General features: G+C 72.8%; 14 protein-coding genes and 2 pseudogenes. 7 read left to right on the forward strand and 9 right to left on the reverse strand.

What is annotated here, in order from left to right:
• The first annotated feature begins 72 nt into the window (after nucleotides 1-72).
• Nucleotides 73-852 (forward strand): annotated as a pseudogene (locus ABD946_RS30250) (GntR family transcriptional regulator).
• 261 nt (nucleotides 853-1,113) lie between these two features.
• The gene (locus ABD946_RS30255) at nucleotides 1,114-1,353 is read left to right on the forward strand and encodes an alkaline phosphatase family protein (RefSeq protein ID WP_345288735.1); all 240 of its coding nucleotides are present in this window, start codon (nucleotides 1,114-1,116) and stop codon (nucleotides 1,351-1,353) included.
• A 1,116-nt stretch (nucleotides 1,354-2,469) separates the two neighbouring features.
• Here the strand turns inward: ABD946_RS30255 and ABD946_RS30265 are convergent.
• A pseudogene (locus tag ABD946_RS30265) lies at nucleotides 2,470-2,996 on the reverse strand (GNAT family N-acetyltransferase).
• Nucleotides 2,997-3,092: 96 nt separating this feature from the next.
• Nucleotides 3,093-3,503 (reverse strand): scabin-related ADP-ribosyltransferase, encoded by a 411-nt coding sequence (locus tag ABD946_RS30270; protein ID WP_345288737.1) that lies wholly within the window; start codon nucleotides 3,501-3,503, stop codon nucleotides 3,093-3,095.
• Between the two features lie 462 nt (nucleotides 3,504-3,965).
• On the opposite strand from ABD946_RS30270, the gene ABD946_RS30275 reads away from it, so the two are divergent.
• Nucleotides 3,966-4,997, forward strand: a complete 1,032-nt coding sequence (locus ABD946_RS30275) for an aminoglycoside phosphotransferase family protein (protein ID WP_345288738.1) — start codon at nucleotides 3,966-3,968, stop codon at nucleotides 4,995-4,997.
• Here ABD946_RS30275 and ABD946_RS30280 read toward each other — a convergent pair.
• The gene (locus tag ABD946_RS30280) at nucleotides 4,951-6,168 is read right to left on the reverse strand and encodes an aminoglycoside phosphotransferase family protein (RefSeq protein WP_345288739.1); all 1,218 of its coding nucleotides are present in this window, start codon (nucleotides 6,166-6,168) and stop codon (nucleotides 4,951-4,953) included. The genes ABD946_RS30275 and ABD946_RS30280 overlap by 47 nt on opposite strands.
• A gap of 199 nt (nucleotides 6,169-6,367) precedes the next feature.
• Between ABD946_RS30280 and ABD946_RS30285 the strand changes: the two genes are divergently transcribed.
• The gene (locus ABD946_RS30285; protein WP_345288740.1) at nucleotides 6,368-7,042 is read left to right on the forward strand and encodes a scabin-related ADP-ribosyltransferase; all 675 of its coding nucleotides are present in this window, start codon (nucleotides 6,368-6,370) and stop codon (nucleotides 7,040-7,042) included.
• A gap of 99 nt (nucleotides 7,043-7,141) precedes the next feature.
• Nucleotides 7,142-7,651 (forward strand): GNAT family N-acetyltransferase, encoded by a 510-nt coding sequence (locus ABD946_RS30290; protein ID WP_345288741.1) that lies wholly within the window; start codon nucleotides 7,142-7,144, stop codon nucleotides 7,649-7,651.
• 4 nt (nucleotides 7,652-7,655) lie between these two features.
• Here ABD946_RS30290 and ABD946_RS30295 read toward each other — a convergent pair whose 3' ends face one another.
• The 6 genes from ABD946_RS30295 to efeO form a co-directional block, all read right to left on the reverse strand.
• Nucleotides 7,656-9,158, reverse strand: coding sequence for an alkaline phosphatase family protein (locus tag ABD946_RS30295; RefSeq protein WP_345288742.1), 1,503 nt, complete (start codon nucleotides 9,156-9,158; stop codon nucleotides 7,656-7,658).
• A gap of 174 nt (nucleotides 9,159-9,332) precedes the next feature.
• The gene (locus ABD946_RS30300; protein ID WP_345288743.1) at nucleotides 9,333-10,085 is read right to left on the reverse strand and encodes a GntR family transcriptional regulator; all 753 of its coding nucleotides are present in this window, start codon (nucleotides 10,083-10,085) and stop codon (nucleotides 9,333-9,335) included.
• A 31-nt stretch (nucleotides 10,086-10,116) separates the two neighbouring features.
• Entirely contained in the window at nucleotides 10,117-11,280 is a 1,164-nt protein-coding gene (locus ABD946_RS30305) for a magnesium and cobalt transport protein CorA (protein ID WP_345288744.1), read from the reverse strand.
• An 86-nt stretch (nucleotides 11,281-11,366) separates the two neighbouring features.
• Complete coding sequence (efeU, locus tag ABD946_RS30310) at nucleotides 11,367-12,197, reverse strand: iron uptake transporter permease EfeU (protein ID WP_345288746.1); 831 nt, start codon at nucleotides 12,195-12,197, stop codon at nucleotides 11,367-11,369.
• A 44-nt stretch (nucleotides 12,198-12,241) separates the two neighbouring features.
• Entirely contained in the window at nucleotides 12,242-13,537 is a 1,296-nt protein-coding gene (gene efeB / locus ABD946_RS30315) for an iron uptake transporter deferrochelatase/peroxidase subunit (RefSeq protein ID WP_345288747.1), read from the reverse strand.
• Between the two features lie 32 nt (nucleotides 13,538-13,569).
• On the reverse strand, nucleotides 13,570-14,706 hold the full coding sequence (gene efeO / locus ABD946_RS30320; RefSeq protein ID WP_345288748.1) for an iron uptake system protein EfeO: 1,137 nt from the start codon (nucleotides 14,704-14,706) through the stop codon (nucleotides 13,570-13,572).
• 461 nt (nucleotides 14,707-15,167) lie between these two features.
• Here efeO and ABD946_RS30325 point away from each other — a divergent pair, with 461 nt between their 5' ends.
• Nucleotides 15,168-16,535 (forward strand): PepSY-associated TM helix domain-containing protein, encoded by a 1,368-nt coding sequence (locus tag ABD946_RS30325; protein WP_345288750.1) that lies wholly within the window; start codon nucleotides 15,168-15,170, stop codon nucleotides 16,533-16,535.
• Between the two features lie 148 nt (nucleotides 16,536-16,683).
• Nucleotides 16,684-18,033, forward strand: coding sequence for a carboxypeptidase regulatory-like domain-containing protein (locus ABD946_RS30330; RefSeq protein ID WP_345288751.1), 1,350 nt, complete (start codon nucleotides 16,684-16,686; stop codon nucleotides 18,031-18,033).
• Nucleotides 18,034-18,039 lie beyond the last annotated feature (6 nt).

Raw genomic sequence — 18,039 nt, forward strand, 5'->3', positions numbered from 1 at the left:
ACCGGCCTCTACCTGGTCTTCAAGCGCCGGGACTGGCTCTGAGCCGGTCCGCCGGGCTGAGAGGATGGCGGGGTGGAGAACGCCGCCGACCTGCCGAACCGTTCCGGAGTGCCCGAGCACGGACGGGTGCCCAAGTACTACGCCGTCAAGGCCGAGTTGGAGGCCCTGCTCGACCGGCTGGGGGGAGGGCGGGGCGCTGCCACCGAGCGGGAGCTGGCGGCGCGGTACGAGGTGTCCCGGGAGACGCTGCGGCAGGCGCTGCGGGACCTGCTGATCCAGGGGCGGGTGCGGCGCCGGGGGCGGCAGACGGTGGCGGCCGGGCCGAAGCTGGAGCAGCCGCTGTCGCTCGCCAGCTACACCGAGGGCGTGCGGCGCCAGGGGAGGGTGCCGGGCCGCACCCTGATCGGACTCGAACGACTCGGCGCCGAGCGGCAGTTGGCGCAGCAGCTGGGGCTGGCGGAAGGGGCGCCGGTCTGGCACCTGGAGCGCGTGCTGCTGGCCGACGGGGAGCGGGTCGGCCTGGAGAGCACCTATCTCTCGGTGGCCCGGCTGCCCTCGCTGGAGGAGGAGTTCGACCCGTCTTCCTCGCTCTACGCCTTCCTCACCGAGAAGCTCGGCATCGGCTTCGGCGGCGCCCAGGAGCGGATCGAGACCGTCCTGGCCACCCGCGCGAGGCCCTGCTGATCGGCACCCGCCCGCGCTGCCATGCTCCTGCTGCACCGCCTCACCCAGGACACGAGGGCGTCCGCTGGAGCGCGTCGCTCCCTCTACCGCGGCGACCGCTTCAGCTTCACCACCCAGCTGGGGCCCGTCACTGACGGTCCGAAGGGCAGCGCGTGCGGGCCCGTATGATCACGAGAAGGTAACGGGTCTGGACCGAAGTTCGGGCGGTGTTCATGCGTGGTACGGCGATTGGGGGAGACCGCGCCACCGGCCGGCCGGACATTGGTCGGCGCCCCGCCCCGCTCCCGACGCTTCCCCAGGAGAACGCCGTGACCGCAGGACTCCCCCGCCGCAGCGTGCTGTTCGGCGCCGCCGGCACCGCTGCCGCCGCCCTCACCGCCGGCCGCTCGCCCGGACCGCGCTCGCCGCCACCGCCCTCACCCCCCCAAGGTGCTGGTCATCGGCCTGGACGGCACCATGCTCAACCGGATCAAGGACGCCGACGCCCCGAACCTGGACGCCCTGATGGCGGGCGGCATGACCTCCGCGAGCAGCCTCTACGCCAACCCGATGGCGAGACCTCCTCGGCCCGGCTGGTCGACCATCGCCACCGGCGTCTGGCCGGACAAGCACAACGTGGTCAACAACAACTTCACCGCGCCCAACTTCGCGGCCTACCGGACTGGCTGACCCGCGCCGAGAACGCCCGCCCGGGCCTCTCCACCTACGTGGTGGCCTCCTGGGCCTCGATCCCCAACACCATCTACTCCTCCAAGGTCGACACCGGATCGCCACCCCGAGCGCCGAGTACGACACCGGCACCACTCCCGCGCGGTCGCCCAGCTGAGGGACGCCAACCCGGACGCGGTCTTCGTCCAGCTCGACAACGTGGACCACGCGGCCACGCCAGCGGCTCCGCCAGCCAGGCCTACCTGGACGCCATCAAGGGCGTGGACGCCCAGGTCGGCCAGATCGTCGCCGCCGTCCGGGCCCGCGCCACCTACGCCCAGGAGAACTGGCTGATCATGGTCACCGCCGACCACGGCCACACCCCGACCGGCGGCCACGGCGGCTCCACCTGGGAGGAGCGGCAGACCTTCGTCATCGCCAACGGCGGTGGCCTGGCAGCCGGTTCGGTCCGCTACGACGTGCGGATGGTGGACATCGCCCCCACGCCCTGGCCACCTCGGCATCGCCATCGACCGGCCTGGGGCCTGGACGGCGCCCGATCGCCAGCTCACCCCCGACGCCTTCGACTCGCTGCGCCCCAGCTCACCGGCCGGGTGGACGAGACCGGCATCGCGGCCGGCGTGCTCGGCTTCACCCACACCCCGACGAGCGGCTGGGCGGTGGACAACTCGGCGATGGGCACCGGCGGCGTCACCGAGTGGCGCGGCTGGTCCTTCACCACCGACGAGTTCTGGACCAAGACCCAGCGCGACCAGTACCGCGAGCTCAACGTCCGCTCCCGCAACGTCTTCGCGGTCGCCGACTCCGACGAGTGGGCCGACAAGTCCTTCTCCGGCAACTACGACACCACCCTGGTCAGCCCGGCCTACCCGGTCTCCGGCCTGACCACCGTCAAGGTCGAGTACACCTGCTACTACCAGCAGGAGGGCTCCCAGACCGCCAAGGTGCTGGCCTCCTGGAGCGGCGGCACCCCCGTCCAGATCGCCTCCTACAGCGCCCTGGTGAACGGCCGTCAGACCCTGACCCTGACCGTCCCGCCGGCGCCACCGACCTGCGCCTGCGCTTCCGCTACACCGGAAGCAACAACTGGTACTGGGTCCTGGACAACGTCCGGGTCTACGGCGCCTGATCCGTCAGGCGGTGGGCCTCCCGGCCCAGGCTCCGACGGAACGTCAGGGCCGGGAGGCCACCGCTGAGCGTCGTCTCCCGGTGACGCTGAACCCCGTGCGGGCCAGCACGGCCCGGGAGGCGGCGTTGCCGACCGTGGTGCCGGCCCGCAGGGCGGTCAGGCCGTAGTCCGGGCGGCGAGTTCGCAGAGCGCGCGCACGCCGGCGGTGGCCAGCCGCGGCCGGCCGCCCCCTCCGCGACGCGGTACCCGAGCTCCGCCTCGCCGTCGGCCACGTCCACCAGGTTGAACCGGCCCAGCACCGCGCCGGTGGCCTCGTCCAGCAGCACGTGGAAGTAGCAGACCCCGGCCGCCTGTTCGGCCAGCAGTGCGCGGTTGGCGTTCGCCGAAGGCGGCGAAGTACTCGTCCCGCGCGGTCGGGGACGGAGGCGGCGAAGTACGCCCGGTTCGCCCGCTCGAAGGCGAGGACCGCGGACGCGTGGTCGGGACGGAGCAGCTGGAGCCGGATCTCGGACATACGAGGACGCTACGCCGGCACTCCGCCCGTCGCCTCCCCGTTTCCTGGGTGAACGTCCTAGTCGGTCGGGAGTTCACCCAGGCCTCGGTAGGAGCGTCAGTGGGAGACGGCGGCTGCCGGGTCGAAGTGGTCGTTGGTCTTGCAGCCGAGGTGTCGTAGGTGTTGACCGGGTCTCGGGGTCGGTCCAGAGGAGGCGGAACTTGCAGGCGCCCTTGATGTGCTCCCCGGTGATGCCGCCGGGAAGTCGATCTCCTTGTTCCAGAGGTAGGGCGACTGGTAGCCGTTGACGGCGGCGGTGGCGTTCACGTCGATGCCGCCCGGGGCCTCGATCTCGTAGACCCAGCCGGTCTTGGCGGCGCCGTAGGTGGCGAACCGCTGGGCCACCCACTTCTCGCAACTGGTGCTCAGGTGCGCGGTGTTCTGGCCGCCGCCCTTGACGATGTACTCGTCCAGCGGGGCGAGGTAGTCGCCGCGCGGGGTGAAGCCGTCCTCGAAGATCTGCTCCACGGTCTCCCGGGTGTCGCCGCGCCAGAGGGTGTTGGTGTCCTCGCGCCACTGCCAGTTCTCCGCGACGGAGGCGTGCAGGACGTCCGGGACGAGGGGTGGAGGAGGTGGAGGTGGTGGTGCGCCACCAGTCGGAGAGGTGGACGGGCCCGACGGGGCCGCACGGGCCGGTGTCGGGGCCGGCGGCCTCCGCCGGGGTGGTGACGGCCAGCGAGGCGAGGGCGAGGGAGGTGGCGGCGGCGAGGCGCAGAGCGGCCTTGAGCATGGTGAGAGCCCATCAGGTGATCAACGGGGGGACGGGCCCTTTCTACAGCGCCGGATGATCACCGGGGCTGCCGAAACGGTCCGCCCTCACCCCTGTGGGCTACCCGGCGACGGAAGGCCGATCAGTGTGACAAGTCCGTTGTCCCACAAGGCGATCGGATATTCACGGACGTTCGTTCGGCCACGTGCGAGGATGGCCGGATGTGGTCACGAGTGCCGTTCGGGGATGAGCTGCGCGCCGAACTCGGCTCGCCGAAGCGCGCCCGCCGCCTGGTCAGCAGCCCGCGTTCGCGCGTCTGGAGGGTCGAGCTGGACGGGCGCCCGGCGGTGGTGAAGCAGGCGGTGGAGGGGGCCGACGCCGAGGAGCGGTACACCCGCGAGCTGGCAGGGCTGCGGATCGCCGCCCGTGCCTCCGCCCCGGTGGTGCCCGCCGTCCTGGGCGCCGACCCCGCCGCCCGGGTCCTCGTCCTGGAGCACCTGGACCACCAACGACCGTCCCGCGACTGGATCGTGGCCTACGCCGAGGCGCTCGCCCGGATGCACGCGACCGCCGGCCCGCAGGACGCCGACGCACTGCCCCGCTGGCAGGGCCCCTCCCGGGCCGACGTCGACTCCTTCCTCGCCCTGGCCGCCACCCTCGGCGTCCCCGCCCCGGCCGGCCTGGCCACCACCCTCGGCGAGCTCGTCGACCGGCTGGGCCACGCCCCCGGCCACGCCCTGCTCCACGGCGATCCCTGCCCCGGCAACGACCTGCACGCCCCCGACGGGGTCCGCTTCATCGACTTCGAACAGGCCTCCCTCGGCAGCGGACTGGTCGAACTCGCCTACCTGCGCATCGGGTTCCCCACCTGCTGGTGCGTCACCTCCGCCCCCGACCCGCTGCTCTCCCGCGCGGAGAGCGCCTACCGCACCGCCTGGCACACCGCGACCGGCGTCCCCCTCGCCGACACCGACCTCGCCGACGCCTGCACCGGCTGGCTCCTCCGCGGCGACGCCCTCGTCCCCCGCGCCGAACGCGGCACCACGGACCACCTCGCCCGCCTCCCCGCCCACGACTGGACCTGGGGCACCACCACCGCCCGCCGCCGCCTCACCCACCGCCTCGGCGTGGTCCACCAGTTGGCCTCGACCCGCCCCGACCTGACCGCCCTGGCCACTCTCTGCGCCGACCTCCGCAACGCCGCCCTCACCCGCTGGCCCACCCTCCCCCCGGTCCCGGCCGAGCGTCCGTAGCCCGAAGCACGGGCGGGGCCCGCCGAACCCGAAGGACGGCCCGAGACGGCCGCGTCCACCGCATGGGAGGCTCACCCATGAGCGCTGGTGGCTGACTACGGGTGCCCGCCGAGGAGGTCGGCGGGCCCCGCCCGTGCTTCGGGCTACGGACGCTCGGCCGGGACCGGGGCGAGGGTGGGCCAGCGGGTGAGGCGGCGTTGCGGAGGTCGGCGCAGAGAGTGCCAGGGCGGTCAGGTCGGGGCGGGTCGAGGCCAACTGGTGGACCACGCCGAGGCGGTGGGTGAGGCGGCGGCGGGCGGTGGTGGTGCCCAGGTCCAGTCGTGGGCGGGGAGGCGGGCGAGGTGGTCCGTGGTGCCGCGTTCGGCGCGGGGACGAGGGCGTCGCCGCGGAGGAGCCAGCCGGTGCAGGCGTCGGCGAGGTCGGTGTCGGCGAGGGGGACGCCGGTCGCGGTGTGCCAGGCGGTGCGGTAGGCGCTCTCCGCGCGGGAGAGCAGCGGGTCGGGGGCGGAGGTGACGCACCAGCAGGTGGGGAACCCGATGCGCAGGTAGGCGAGTTCGACCAGTCCGCTGCCGAGGGAGGCCTGTTCGAAGTCGATGAAGCGGACCCCGTCGGGGGCGTGCAGGTCGTTGCCGGGGCAGGGATCGCCGTGGAGCAGGGCGTGGCCGGGGGCGTGGCCCAGCCGGTCGACGAGCTCGCCGAGGGTGGTGGCCAGGCCGGCCGGGGCGGGGACGCCGAGGGTGGCGGCCAGGGCGAGGAAGGAGTCGACGTCGGCCCGGGAGGGGCCCTGCCAGCGGGGCAGTGCGTCGGCGTCCTGCGGGCCGGCGGTCGCGTGCATCCGGGCGAGCGCCTCGGCGTAGGCCACGATCCAGTCGCGGGACGGTCGTTGGTGGTCCAGGTGCTCCAGGACGAGGACCCGGGCGGCGGGGTCGGCGCCCAGGACGGCGGGCACCACCGGGGCGGAGGCACGGGCGGCGATCCGCAGCCCTGCCAGCTCGCGGGTGTACCGCTCCTCGGCGTCGGCCCCCTCCACCGCCTGCTTCACCACCGCCGGGCGCCCGTCCAGCTCGACCCTCCAGACGCGCGAACGCGGGCTGCTGACCAGGCGGCGGGCGCGCTTCGGCGAGCCGAGTTCGGCGCGCAGCTCATCCCCGAACGGCACTCGTGACCACATCCGGCCATCCTCGCACGTGGCCGAACGAACGTCCGTGAATATCCGATCGCCTTGTGGGACAACGGACTTGTCACACTGATCGGCCTTCCGTCGCCGGGTAGCCCACAGGGGTGAGGGCGGACCGTTTCGGCAGCCCCGGTGATCATCCGGCGCTGTAGAAAGGGCCCGTCCCCCGTTGATCACCTGATGGGCTCTCACCATGCTCAAGGCCGCTCTGCGCCTCGCCGCCGCCACCTCCCTCGCCCTCGCCTCGCTGGCCGTCACCACCCCGGCGGAGGCCGCCGGCCCCGACACCGGCCCGTGCGGCCCCGTCGGGCCCGTCCACCTCTCCGACTGGTGGCGCACCACCACCTCCACCTCCTCCACCCTCGTCCCGGACGTCCTGCACGCCTCCGTCGCGGAGAACTGGCAGTGGCGCGAGGACACCAACACCCTCTGGCGCGGCGACACCCGGGAGACCGTGGAGCAGATCTTCGAGGACGGCTTCACCCCGCGCGGCGACTACCTCGCCCCGCTGGACGAGTACATCGTCAAGGGCGGCGGCCAGAACACCGCGCACCTGAGCACCAGTTGCGAGAAGTGGGTGGCCCAGCGGTTCGCCACCTACGGCGCCGCCAAGACCGGCTGGGTCTACGAGATCGAGGCCCCGGGCGGCATCGACGTGAACGCCACCGCCGCCGTCAACGGCTACCAGTCGCCCTACCTCTGGAACAAGGAGATCGACTTCCCCGGCGGCATCACCGGGGAGCACATCAAGGGCGCCTGCAAGTTCCGCCTCCTCTGGACCGACCCCGAGACCCGGGTCAACACCTACGACAACCTCGGCTGCAAGACCAACGACCACTTCGACCCGGCAGCCGCCGTCTCCCACTGACGCTCCTACCGAGGCCTGGGTGAACTCCCGACCGGACTAGGGACGTTCACCCAGGAAACGGGGAGGCGACGGGCGGAGTGCCGGCGTAGCGTCCTCGGTATGTCCGAGATCCGGCTCCAGCTGCTCCGTCCCGACCACGCGTCCGCGGTCCTCGCCTTCGAGCGGGCGAACCGGGCGTACTTCGCCGCCTCCGTCCCCGACCGCGGGGACGAGTACTTCGCCGCCTTCGGCGAACGCCACCGCGCACTGCTGGCCGAACAGGCGGCCGGGGTCTGCTACTTCCACGTGCTGCTGGACGAGGCCACCGGCGCGGTGCTGGGCCGGTTCAACCTGGTGGACGTGGCCGACGGCGAGGCGGAGCTCGGGTACCGCGTCGCGGAGGGGGCGGCCGGCCGCGGGCTGGCCACCGCCGGCGTGCGCGCGCTCTGCGAACTCGCCGCCCGGGACTACGGCCTGACCGCCCTGCGGGCCGGCACCACGGTCGGCAACGCCGCCTCCCGGGCCGTGCTGGCCCGCACGGGGTTCAGCGTCACCGGGGAGACGACGCTCAGCGGTGGCCTCCCGGCCCTGACGTTCCGTCGGAGCCTGGGCCGGGAGGCCACCGCCTGACGGATCAGGCGCCGTAGACCCGGACGTTGTCCAGGACCCAGTACCAGTTGTTGCTTCCGGTGTAGCGGAAGCGCAGGCGCAGGTCGGTGGCGCCGGCGGGGACGGTCAGGGTCAGGGTCTGACGGCCGTTCACCAGGGCGCTGTAGGAGGCGATCTGGACGGGGGTGCCGCCGCTCCAGGAGGCCAGCACCTTGGCGGTCTGGGAGCCCTCCTGCTGGTAGTAGCAGGTGTACTCGACCTTGACGGTGGTCAGGCCGGAGACCGGGTAGGCCGGGCTGACCAGGGTGGTGTCGTAGTTGCCGGAGAAGGACTTGTCGGCCCACTCGTCGGAGTCGGCGACCGCGAAGACGTTGCGGGAGCGGACGTTGAGCTCGCGGTACTGGTCGCGCTGGGTCTTGGTCCAGAACTCGTCGGTGGTGAAGGACCAGCCGCGCCACTCGGTGACGCCGCCGGTGCCCATCGCCGAGTTGTCCACCGCCCAGCCGCTCGGCGGGGTGTGGGTGAAGCCGAGCACGCCGGCCGCGATGCCGGTCTCGTCCACCCGGCCGGTGAGCTGGGGGCGCAGCGAGTCGAAGGCGTCGGGGGTGAGGCTGGCGATCGGGGCGCCGTCCAGGCCCCAGGCCGGGTCGATGGCGATGCCGAGGTGGGCCAGGGCGGTGGGGGCGATGTCCACCATCCGCACGTCGTAGCGGACCGAACCGGCTGCCAGGCCACCGCCGTTGGCGATGACGAAGGTCTGCCGCTCCTCCCAGGTGGAGCCGCCGTGGCCGCCGGTCGGGGTGTGGCCGTGGTCGGCGGTGACCATGATCAGCCAGTTCTCCTGGGCGTAGGTGGCGCGGGCCCGGACGGCGGCGACGATCTGGCCGACCTGGGCGTCCACGCCCTTGATGGCGTCCAGGTAGGCCTGGCTGGCGGAGCCGCTGGCGTGGCCGGCGTGGTCCACGTTGTCGAGCTGGACGAAGACCGCGTCCGGGTTGGCGTCCCTCAGCTGGGCGACCGCGCGGGAGGTGGTGCCGGTGTCGTACTCGGCGCTCGGGGTGGCGATCCGGGTGTCGACCTTGGAGGAGTAGATGGTGTTGGGGATCGAGGCCCAGGAGGCCACCACGTAGGTGGAGAGGCCCGGGCGGGCGTTCTCGGCGCGGGTCAGCCAGTCCGGGTAGGCCGCGAAGTTGGGCGCGGTGAAGTTGTTGTTGACCACGTTGTGCTTGTCCGGCCAGACGCCGGTGGCGATGGTCGACCAGCCGGGGCCGGAGGAGGTCTCGGCCATCGGGTTGGCGTAGAGGCTGCTCGCGGAGGTCATGCCGCCCGCCATCAGGGCGTCCAGGTTCGGGGCGTCGGCGTCCTTGATCCGGTTGAGCATGGTGCCGTCCAGGCCGATGACCAGCACCTTGGGGGTGAGGGCGGTGGCGGCGAGCGCGGTCCGGGCGAGCGGGCCGGCGGTGAGGGCGGCGGCAGCGGTGCCGGCGGCGCCGAACAGCACGCTGCGGCGGGGGAGTCCTGCGGTCACGGCGTTCTCCTGGGGAAGCGTCGGGAGCGGGGCGGGGCGCCGACCAATGTCCGGCCGGCCGGTGGCGCGGTCTCCCCCAATCGCCGTACCACGCATGAACACCGCCCGAACTTCGGTCCAGACCCGTTACCTTCTCGTGATCATACGGGCCCGCACGCGCTGCCCTTCGGACCGTCAGGTGACGGGCCCCAGCTGGGTGGTGAAGCTGAAGCGGTCGCCGCGGTAGAGGGAGCGGACGCGCTCCAGCGGGACGCCCTCGGTGTCCTGGGTGAGGCGGTGCAGCAGGAGCATGGGCAGCGCGGGCGGGGTGCCGATCAGCAGGGCCTCGCGCGGGGTGGCCAGGACGGTCTCGATCCGCTCCTGGGCGCCGCCGAAGCCGATGCCGAGCTTCTCGGTGAGGAAGGCGTAGAGCGAGGAAGACGGGTCGAACTCCTCCTCCAGCGAGGGCAGCCGGGCCACCGAGAGATAGGTGCTCTCCAGGCCGACCCGCTCCCCGTCGGCCAGCAGCACGCGCTCCAGGTGCCAGACCGGCGCCCCTTCCGCCAGCCCCAGCTGCTGCGCCAACTGCCGCTCGGCGCCGAGTCGTTCGAGTCCGATCAGGGTGCGGCCCGGCACCCTCCCCTGGCGCCGCACGCCCTCGGTGTAGCTGGCGAGCGACAGCGGCTGCTCCAGCTTCGGCCCGGCCGCCACCGTCTGCCGCCCCCGGCGCCGCACCCGCCCCTGGATCAGCAGGTCCCGCAGCGCCTGCCGCAGCGTCTCCCGGGACACCTCGTACCGCGCCGCCAGCTCCCGCTCGGTGGGCAGCGCCCCGCCCTCCCCCAGCCGGTCGAGCAGGGCCTCCAACTCGGCCTTGACGGCGTAGTACTTGGGCACCCGTCCGTGCTCGGGCACTCCGGAACGGTTCGGCAGGTCGGCGGCGTTCTCCACCCCGCCATCCTCTCAGCCCGGGCGGACCGGCTCAGAGCCAGTCCCGGCGCTTGAAGACCAGGTAGAGGCCGGTGCAGACCAGGGCCATCAGGGCGATGGCGAAGGGGTAGCCGTAGACCCACTCCAGTTCGGGCATGTGGGAGAAGTTCATCCCGTAGACGGTGCCGATCAGGGTCGGGGCGAACAGGATGGCGGCCCAGGAGGAGATCTTCTTGATCTCGTTGTTCTGGGCGTGGCCGGCCTCGGCGAGCTGCTTCATCTCCTCGTTCTGGGCCTGGGAGACCAGGGTGGCGTTCAGGACCAGGACGTTCTGGAGCAACTGGCGGAAGTTGTCGACCCGTTCGGCGGCGGTGGTGGCGTGGTCGGCCACGTCGCGCAGGTAGCGCTGGAGCTCCTCGTCGGTGCCGTACTTGCCGAAGCCGGCCTCCAGGCTGCCCATGATGTCCAGCAGCGGCCGGGTCGAGCGCTGGAACTCGATCACCTCGCGGGAGAGTTCGTAGATCCGGCGGGAGACGCCCGGGTCGCCGCCGAACACCTCGGTCTCGATCTCGTCGATGTCGTGCTGGAGGCCGGCGATCACCGGGGCGTAGCCGTCCACCACCGCGTCGAGCACGGCGTAGAGCACCGCCTCGGGGCCGAGCGCCAGCAGCTCCGGGTCGGCCTCCAGGCGGCGGCGCACCACCGAGAGGTCCGGCGCCTGCGAGTGGCGCACCGTCAGGACGAACTGCGGGCCGACGAAGAGGTGGATCTCGCCGAAGTCGACCTGCTCGGTCTCGTCCAGGTAGCGGGCGGCCCGCAGCACCACGAAGAGGGTGTCGCCGTACCGCTCCAGCTTGGGGCGCTGGTGGGCGACGATGGCGTCCTCGACCGCCAGGTCGTGCAGGCCGAAGCGTTCGGCGGCCTCCAGGACCTGGGCCTCGGCCGGGCGGTAGAGGCCGATCCAGGCCATGGTGCCCGGCTCCCCGGGCACCTGGCGGTAGACCTCGGGCAGGGTGTCGGCGCCGGCGATCCGGCGGCCGTCCCGGTAGACGGCGGCGTCCACCACGGAGCGCTCCAGGGAGACCCGGGGCTCCTCCCGGCCGCGTTCGGAGCGGGGGTCCATCGAATGCTCCGGTGCCCGCTCGGCCGACCGGCCGTCAGTGCGGGAGAAGGGCCGCAGACCGGCTCGGGCCGCGCGGGAACGCCAGTCGGACATGGGAAGGACCTCCGCCGACCAGTCTGGGACGCGACGACCCGCCGCGCACGGTGGCGCGGCGGGTCGGGGTGACGCGGAGGGGTGAATCAGGCGGCGGGCGCCGGGGCCGGCTTGACCGGCGTGTTCTGCTGACGGGTGAACAGCACGACCGTCGGCGCCAGGTAGAGCAGCCAGACGGCGACCTGGAGCACCGTCGGGTCGGGCTGGAAGTTGAACACGCCCTTGAGCAGGGTCCCGTACCAGCTGTCCTTGGGGATGACCGAGGAGATGTCGAAGGCGAGGGTGTGCAGACCGGGCAGCCAGCCGGCCTCCTGGAGGTCGTGCACGCCGTAGGCGAGCACGCCGGCCGCGACGACGATCAGCATCCCGCCGGTCCAGGTGAAGAACCTGGCCAGGTTGATCTTCAGGGCGCCCCGGTAGAACAGCCAGCCGAGCACCACGGCGGTGAGCAGGCCGAGCGCGGCGCCGACCAACGGACGGATGCCGTCGCTGGTCGCCTCGACGGCGGCCCAGATGAACAGGGCCGTCTCCAGGCCCTCCCGGCCGACCGCCAGGAAGGCGGTGAGCACCAGCGCGCCGGTGCCCATCGCGACGGCGGCGTCCAGCTTGCCGTGCAGCTCCGTCTTGAGGTGACGGGCCGTCCGGCGCATCCAGAACACCATCCAGGTGACCAGGCCGACGGCGATGATCGACAGCGTGCCGCCGAGCGCCTCGGCGGCCTCGAAGGTCAGCTGCGAGGAGCCGTAGGTGAGCAGGGCGCCGAAGGCCATGCTCAGGCCCACCGCGACGCCCACCCCGGTCCAGACCGGAGTGAGCGCCTGGCGGCGCTCGGTCTTGACCAGGTAGGCGATCAGGATGCAGACCACCAGGCTGGCTTCCAGACCCTCGCGCAGGCCGATCAGGTAGTTGCCGAACACGCGCGTGTCCTCCGTTTCAATGCTGGTGACGGGTGGTCAGGGGGTCAGCCGAGGAGCGACTGGCCCCACCACTCGCCGGGCTTGCGGACGCCGGGCGGGCAGGCGAAGTGCGCCGAACCGACGTGCTGGATGTACTCGTTGAGCGCGTCGTTGGCGGCCAGCCGGCGCTGGACGGTGACGAAGCCCTTGCGGGTGTCGCGCTGGTAGGCCAGGAAGAACAGGCCCGCCTCCAGGCGGCCGAGGCCGTCGGTGCCGTCGGTGAAGGAGAAGCCGCGGCGCAGCAGCTGGGCCCCGCCGTTGCTCTCCGGGTGGGCCAGGCGCACGTGCGAGTCCTTGGGCATGGCCGCGAGGTCGGGCGCGTCGTGCTCCTTGGACTTCCCGAACGGGGCGCCCTCGCGCTTGGTCCGCCCGAAGATGTCCTCCTGCTCCTTGAGCGGGGTGCGGTCCCAGGTCTCGATGTGCATCCGGATCCGACGGGCCACCAGATAGGAGCCGCCGGTCATCCACTCCGGGCCGTCGCCGGGCGCGGACCAGACGTGCTCGGCGAGGGTCTTGTCGTCGGTGCCCGCGATGTTGCGGGTGCCGTCCTTGAAGCCCATCAGGTTGCGCGGGGTCTGCGCGTCCGGGGTGGTGGAGGAGGTCTTGCCGAAGCCGAGCTGGGACCAGCGGACGTTGACCACGCCCATGCCGATCCGGGCCAGGTTGCGGATCGCGTGCACCGCGACCTGCGGGTCGTCGGCGCAGGCCTGCACGCAGATGTCGCCGCCGCTGCGGGCCGGGTCCAGCGCGTCGCCGGGGAACTTGGGCAGGTCGATCAGGCCCTCGGGCCGCTTGGCCTTGAGGCCGAAGCGGTCCACCCCGTCCTTCTCGAACAGGGTCGGGCCGAAGCCGATGGTGAGGGTCAGCCGGGACGGCGGCAGGCCGAGCGCCTCGCCGGTGTCGTCCGGCGGAGCCTCCGCCAGACCGGTGGCGCCGGTGCCGACCTCGCGGCCGCCGGTCATCACGGCGGCCGCCTTGGTCCACTCCTTCAGCACCCGCACCAGCGCGTCGCGGCTGGTGGTGGAGACGTCGAAGGCCGCGAAGTGCAGCCGGTCCTGGACCGGGGTGGCGATGCCGGCCTGGTGCTCCCCGTAGAACGGGACCTCGGGGACGGCCTTGAGCGCGGCCTCGGCCTGCTCCGACGAGTCCCGGGTGGCCGCGGCCACGGTGCCGACCGCGGCGGCGCCGAGCGCCACCCCGGCACCGGCCCAGCCGATCACGGCTCGGCGGCTGACGCCGGCGGGGGCGTCCGCCTCGGTGGTCGTCGCGACGGCCGCGGCCGTCTCCTGCTGCTCGGTCATGACTGCCCCTCGGGCTCTCGGACTCTCGGACTTCAGTTGACGACGGTCGCGGCGGCGAGCTTGGAGAGCGGCTCGGCCAGGGCGTTGACGGCGTCCGAGAAGGCCTTGCGCTCGGTGTCGCCGACCTTGTCGTAGGAGGTCCAGGTACCGCCCTGGTTGTACTTGGCGAGCAGGGTGTTCAGCGCGGCGAACTCCTGGTCCAGGGTCTTGGCCAGCTCCGCGTCCTTCTCCGCGACGACCGGCTTGAGCAGCTCGTACGCCTTCAGCGCACCCTCGACGTTGGCGTTGAAGTCCACCAGGTCGGTGTGGCTGAACGCCTCCTCCTCACCGGTGACCTTGCCGGTGGCGACCTCGTCCAGCAGCTCCTTGGCGCCGTTGGCCATCGAGGTGGCGGTGATCTCGGCGGTGCCGACCACCTTCTGCCACTCCGTCAGGTCCGCCACCAGCTGGTCGGCCAGCTTCTTGTCCTCGTCGGTGATCCTGCCGTCGGCCCAGAGCGACTTCTCCAGCTTGTGCCAGCCCGTCCACTCCTGGCCCGGCTCCAGGCCGTCCTCGCGGACGTCCGTCTTCGGGTCGATGTCGCCGAAGCTCTCGGCCACCGGCTCGGTGCGCTCCCAGCCCACCCGGGAGGGGGCGTAGGCGGCCTTGGCGGCCTCCAGGTCGCCGGCCTTCACGGCGTCGGCGAACTTCCGCACCAGCGGCATGGTGGCGTCGGCCTGCTCCTGCACGTACGTGCGGTAGGCGGTGACCGCCGCGGTCAGGCGCGGGTCGCTCTTGGCCTGGGCCGCGTCGCCGGTGACGGTGATCTTCTGGCGGATGCCGTCACCGACCATGCCCGGCTTGCAGGCCACCTCGTACTCGCCGGCCTTGATCTCGGCGGTGATGGTGGCCTTGGTGCCCGGGCCGATGTTCTCCCGCTCGGTGACGATCTTGTCGCCCGCCGCGTAGACGTAGACCTCGGTGGTCTTCGAACCCTTGTTGGTGACCGAGAAGTTGACCGGACCGGCCGGGAAGGTGGTCTTCGACAGCTCGCAGGCGGAGTCGGTGGCGTTCACCTGCACCGCGCCGTCCGAGGAGACGTCCTTCTTCTGCTCGGTGCACGCGGTCAGCGCGACTCCGGCCACGGCGACGGTGAGCAGCGCGGCGAGGTGCGAACGGCGGACGGACATCAAGAGACTCCACGGGCGGGGGAAGGACATGAGGAGGGTGAGGGGCACTTAGGCCACCCTCACCCACAAGTAAAGTAAGGCATGCCTCAGCTCATGCCCACCTCGGGGTGATAACGGAAGGGCAAAACCCTCCGTCCGGACACTCCGTCAGGTCCGGCGAGGTACCCGAACGATCCGCCCGGCGCCTTGTCGGACCACCGACACGCACGCTGAGCTGTGACGTTCACCGCAGCCACACGCGCTTCCGGTACGCACGGCCGCACCGGAAAACCGACCGGGTGCCCCGTTCTGACGCACCACCCATCCGATTCATGGGCAGGTCTCCGGCCCCGGTGCGATCCTTCCGGCGTGCACAACGGGCGGACCCGCACTCCGCCGTGACGTGCCCTCAGGCCGCCCCGGTGTCCGCTGCTGCGCACTGCCCGCGCCACATCGCCTCCGAGCCGGAGAGAGCTGCCTCCATGCTGTCCGAGATAGAAGCCCCGCCCGTCGCCGCCGCGACCCCGAGACCGCCCTTCTGGGTCGGCCTGCGCCCCCTCCTGCTGCGCCTGCACTTCTACGCCGGCATCCTGATCGCACCCTTCCTGCTGGTCGCCGCCTGCACCGGCGCCCTCTACGGTGCCTCGTACCAGATCGAGAAGGTCCTCTACTCCGACCAACTGACGGTCTCCCAGGTCGGCACCGCGCCCCGCCCGCTCTCCGAGCAGGTGGCCGCCGCCACCGCCGCCCACCCCGAGAGCAGCTTCGCGCTGGTCCGCACCTACGACGACCGCGAGGCCACCACCCAGGTGCTGCTCAACTCGCCGAACGTGGCCGAGGGCAACCGGCTCGCCGTCTTCGTCGACCCCTACACCGCCAAGGTGCAGGGGGCGGTCGAGAGTTACGGCTCCACCGGCGCCCTGCCGCTGCGCGCCACGCTCGACAAGCTGCACACCAGCCTGCTGCTGGGCGAGACCGGCCGGCTCTACAGCGAACTGGCCGCCAGCTGGCTCTGGGTCGTGGTGCTCGGCGGCCTGGGGCTCTGGATCGGCCGCCGCCGCAAGCGCTACCTGCGCCCGGACGGGAAGGCGACGGGACGCCGTCGCACCCTCTCCTGGCACGGCGCGGTCGGCCTCTGGGCGGCGATCGGCCTGCTCGGCCTCTCCGCCACCGGCCTGACCTGGTCCACCTACGCGGGCGAGAACGTCGAGAACCTGCGCACCTCGCTCAGCTGGTCCACCCCCTCGCTCTCCACCACCGTCGGCGCCGAGCACGCCGGCCACCAGGCCGCCGACGGCGGCTCCGGGGAGGCGGCGCCCGGTTCGGTGGGCCTCGACCAGGTGCTGGCCACGGCGCGGAAGGCCGGCCTGGACGGCCCGTTGGAGATCACCCCGCCCAAGCCCGGCAAGGCCTACGCGGTCAAGGAGATCGACCGTCAGGTGCCGGACCGGCTGGACCAGATCGCGGTCGACCCCGCCTCCGGGCACATCACCTCCCGGCTGGACTTCGCCGACTACCCGCTGGCCGCCAAGCTCACCCGCTACGGCATCGACCTCCACATGGGCCTCGCCTTCGGCCTGGTGAACCAGATCGTGCTGGTCGCGCTCGGCCTCGCGGTGATCACCCTGATCCTGCTGGGCTACCGGATGTGGTGGCAGCGCCGCCCCACCGGCGGCGTCATGGGCCGCCCCTACACCCGGGGCGCCTGGCGGCAGAACCCGGTCGCCACGGTCGTCCTGCTCCTGCTGGCCGTCCCGATCGGCTGGTTCATCCCGCTGTTCGGGCTCTCCCTGCTGGCCTTCCTGGTCATCGACCTGCTCCTCGGCCTGCGGCACCGGACCACTGCCTGACGGACCGTCCGGGCCGGGGCGGCTGACCCGCGGTCAGCCGCCCCGGCCTGCCGTCCGGGTGACCCGGCCCGGCGTGTCCCGGCCTTCGGGACCGGCGGGCGGGCAGGGTCGGGTACCGACGCCCCCGACCGGACAGGACCCCTCCACCATGCCCCGGCCCGCCAACCGGCTCCTCCGCGCCGCCGCCCTCCCCGCCGCCACCGCGCTGATCCTGCTCGCCGCCGGGCCCGCCGCGGCCACCGACTCGGCCTACGGGGAGTGGAACGTCGCCGGGGCCGGCGGCACCCTCACCGACCCGGCGATCGGCTTCCCCGCCGCGCGGGTCACCACCGACAGCACCAACCCGACGGTGCCCAGCGGGAACTCGGCGTTCCTCAACGGCAGCACCCCGTTCGGCGCGGCGTACGGCAGCTCCCAGGGCCACACCTACCTGAGCCTGCGCACCGCCTCGGGAGGATCGCCGTCCACCACCACCCTCGCCTTCGCCTCGCCCCCGGCGGCGGGCAGTTGGGCCTTCGCCCTGGGCGACGTCGACGCGGACACCGTCACCGTCTCCGGCACCGCCGCCGACGGCAGCGCGCTCACCTCCGCCGACCTCGGCTTCCAGGGGTCCTTCAACTACTGCACCGGCTCCCCCATGCCCTCCGGCTGCGGTGGGCCCCAGACCGACCGGCCGACCTGGGACCCGGCGTCCGCCAAGCTGACCGGCAGCGGGACCGACACCTCGGGCGCCGCGGGCTGGTTCCGGCCCGTCAAGGCGGTCCGCTCCCTGACCCTCACCTTCGCGGTGCAGACCGGCGTCCCGGTGTACCAGGTCTGGGTCGCCTCCGACACCACGGCCGTCTCCGGCCGGGTCACGGCCGAGGGCTGCACCGCGCCCGACGGCGCCACCGTCGAACTGCTGGACCCCGCCGGGGCGCCGGTGACCGGTCCGGACGGACGGCCCGTCACCACCACCACGGACGCCGACGGTGCCTACGGCTTCGACGGCCTGGCGCCCGGGAGCTACCAGGTCCGGGTGGTTCCGCCCGAGGGCTACCGCGCCCTGCGGGCCGACCGGAGCGTGACCGCCGGCCCGGCCGTGACCGGCGCCGACCTCTCGCTCGCCTGTCGCCCCGTCAAGCTCCCGGCCCCGCCGCCGGTGCGCACCGGCGACGACCAGCCCGTGGTGATCCGGCTCCCGAAGGCCCTCTGCGGCGGCGAGCACCTGACCGTCGTCCGCCCGCCGAAGCACGGCACCGTCCAGGTCCTGGACAACTGCCGGGTCCGCTACACCCCCGAACCGGACTACACCGGCCCGGACGGCTTCGCCTACACCGGCCACACCGCGACCGGCGCCCTGGTCACCGGCGAGGAGCACCTCACCGTCTACGCACGCCCGCAGTTGGCCGACTCCGGCCGCCCGACCGGACCGCTGCTCGCCGCCTCGGCGGCCTGCCTGGCCCTCGGTGCGGCGGCCCTGTCCGCCTCGCGACGCCTGCGCCGGCGGCCCGCCTGACGGCCC

The sequence above is a fragment of the Kitasatospora albolonga genome (genome assembly GCF_039535905.1).
GTDB lineage: Bacteria > Actinomycetota > Actinomycetes > Streptomycetales > Streptomycetaceae > Kitasatospora > Kitasatospora albolonga.

Excerpts from the sequence above, each read along its gene's own strand:
- ABD946_RS30275 (WP_345288738.1), top strand. The coding sequence starts at position 3,966 with ATGTGGTCACGAGTGCCGTTCGGGGATGAGCTGCGCGCCGAACTCGGC.
- ABD946_RS30280 (WP_345288739.1), bottom strand. The coding sequence starts at position 6,168 with ATGTGGTCACGAGTGCCGTTCGGGGATGAGCTGCGCGCCGAACTCGGC.
- ABD946_RS30285 (WP_345288740.1), top strand. The coding sequence starts at position 6,368 with ATGCTCAAGGCCGCTCTGCGCCTCGCCGCCGCCACCTCCCTCGCCCTC.
- ABD946_RS30290 (WP_345288741.1), top strand. The coding sequence starts at position 7,142 with ATGTCCGAGATCCGGCTCCAGCTGCTCCGTCCCGACCACGCGTCCGCG.
- ABD946_RS30305 (WP_345288744.1), bottom strand. The coding sequence starts at position 11,280 with ATGTCCGACTGGCGTTCCCGCGCGGCCCGAGCCGGTCTGCGGCCCTTC.
- efeB (WP_345288747.1), bottom strand. The coding sequence starts at position 13,537 with ATGACCGAGCAGCAGGAGACGGCCGCGGCCGTCGCGACGACCACCGAG.
- efeO (WP_345288748.1), bottom strand. The coding sequence starts at position 14,706 with ATGTCCGTCCGCCGTTCGCACCTCGCCGCGCTGCTCACCGTCGCCGTG.
- ABD946_RS30325 (WP_345288750.1), top strand. The coding sequence starts at position 15,168 with ATGCTGTCCGAGATAGAAGCCCCGCCCGTCGCCGCCGCGACCCCGAGA.
- ABD946_RS30330 (WP_345288751.1), top strand. The coding sequence starts at position 16,684 with ATGCCCCGGCCCGCCAACCGGCTCCTCCGCGCCGCCGCCCTCCCCGCC.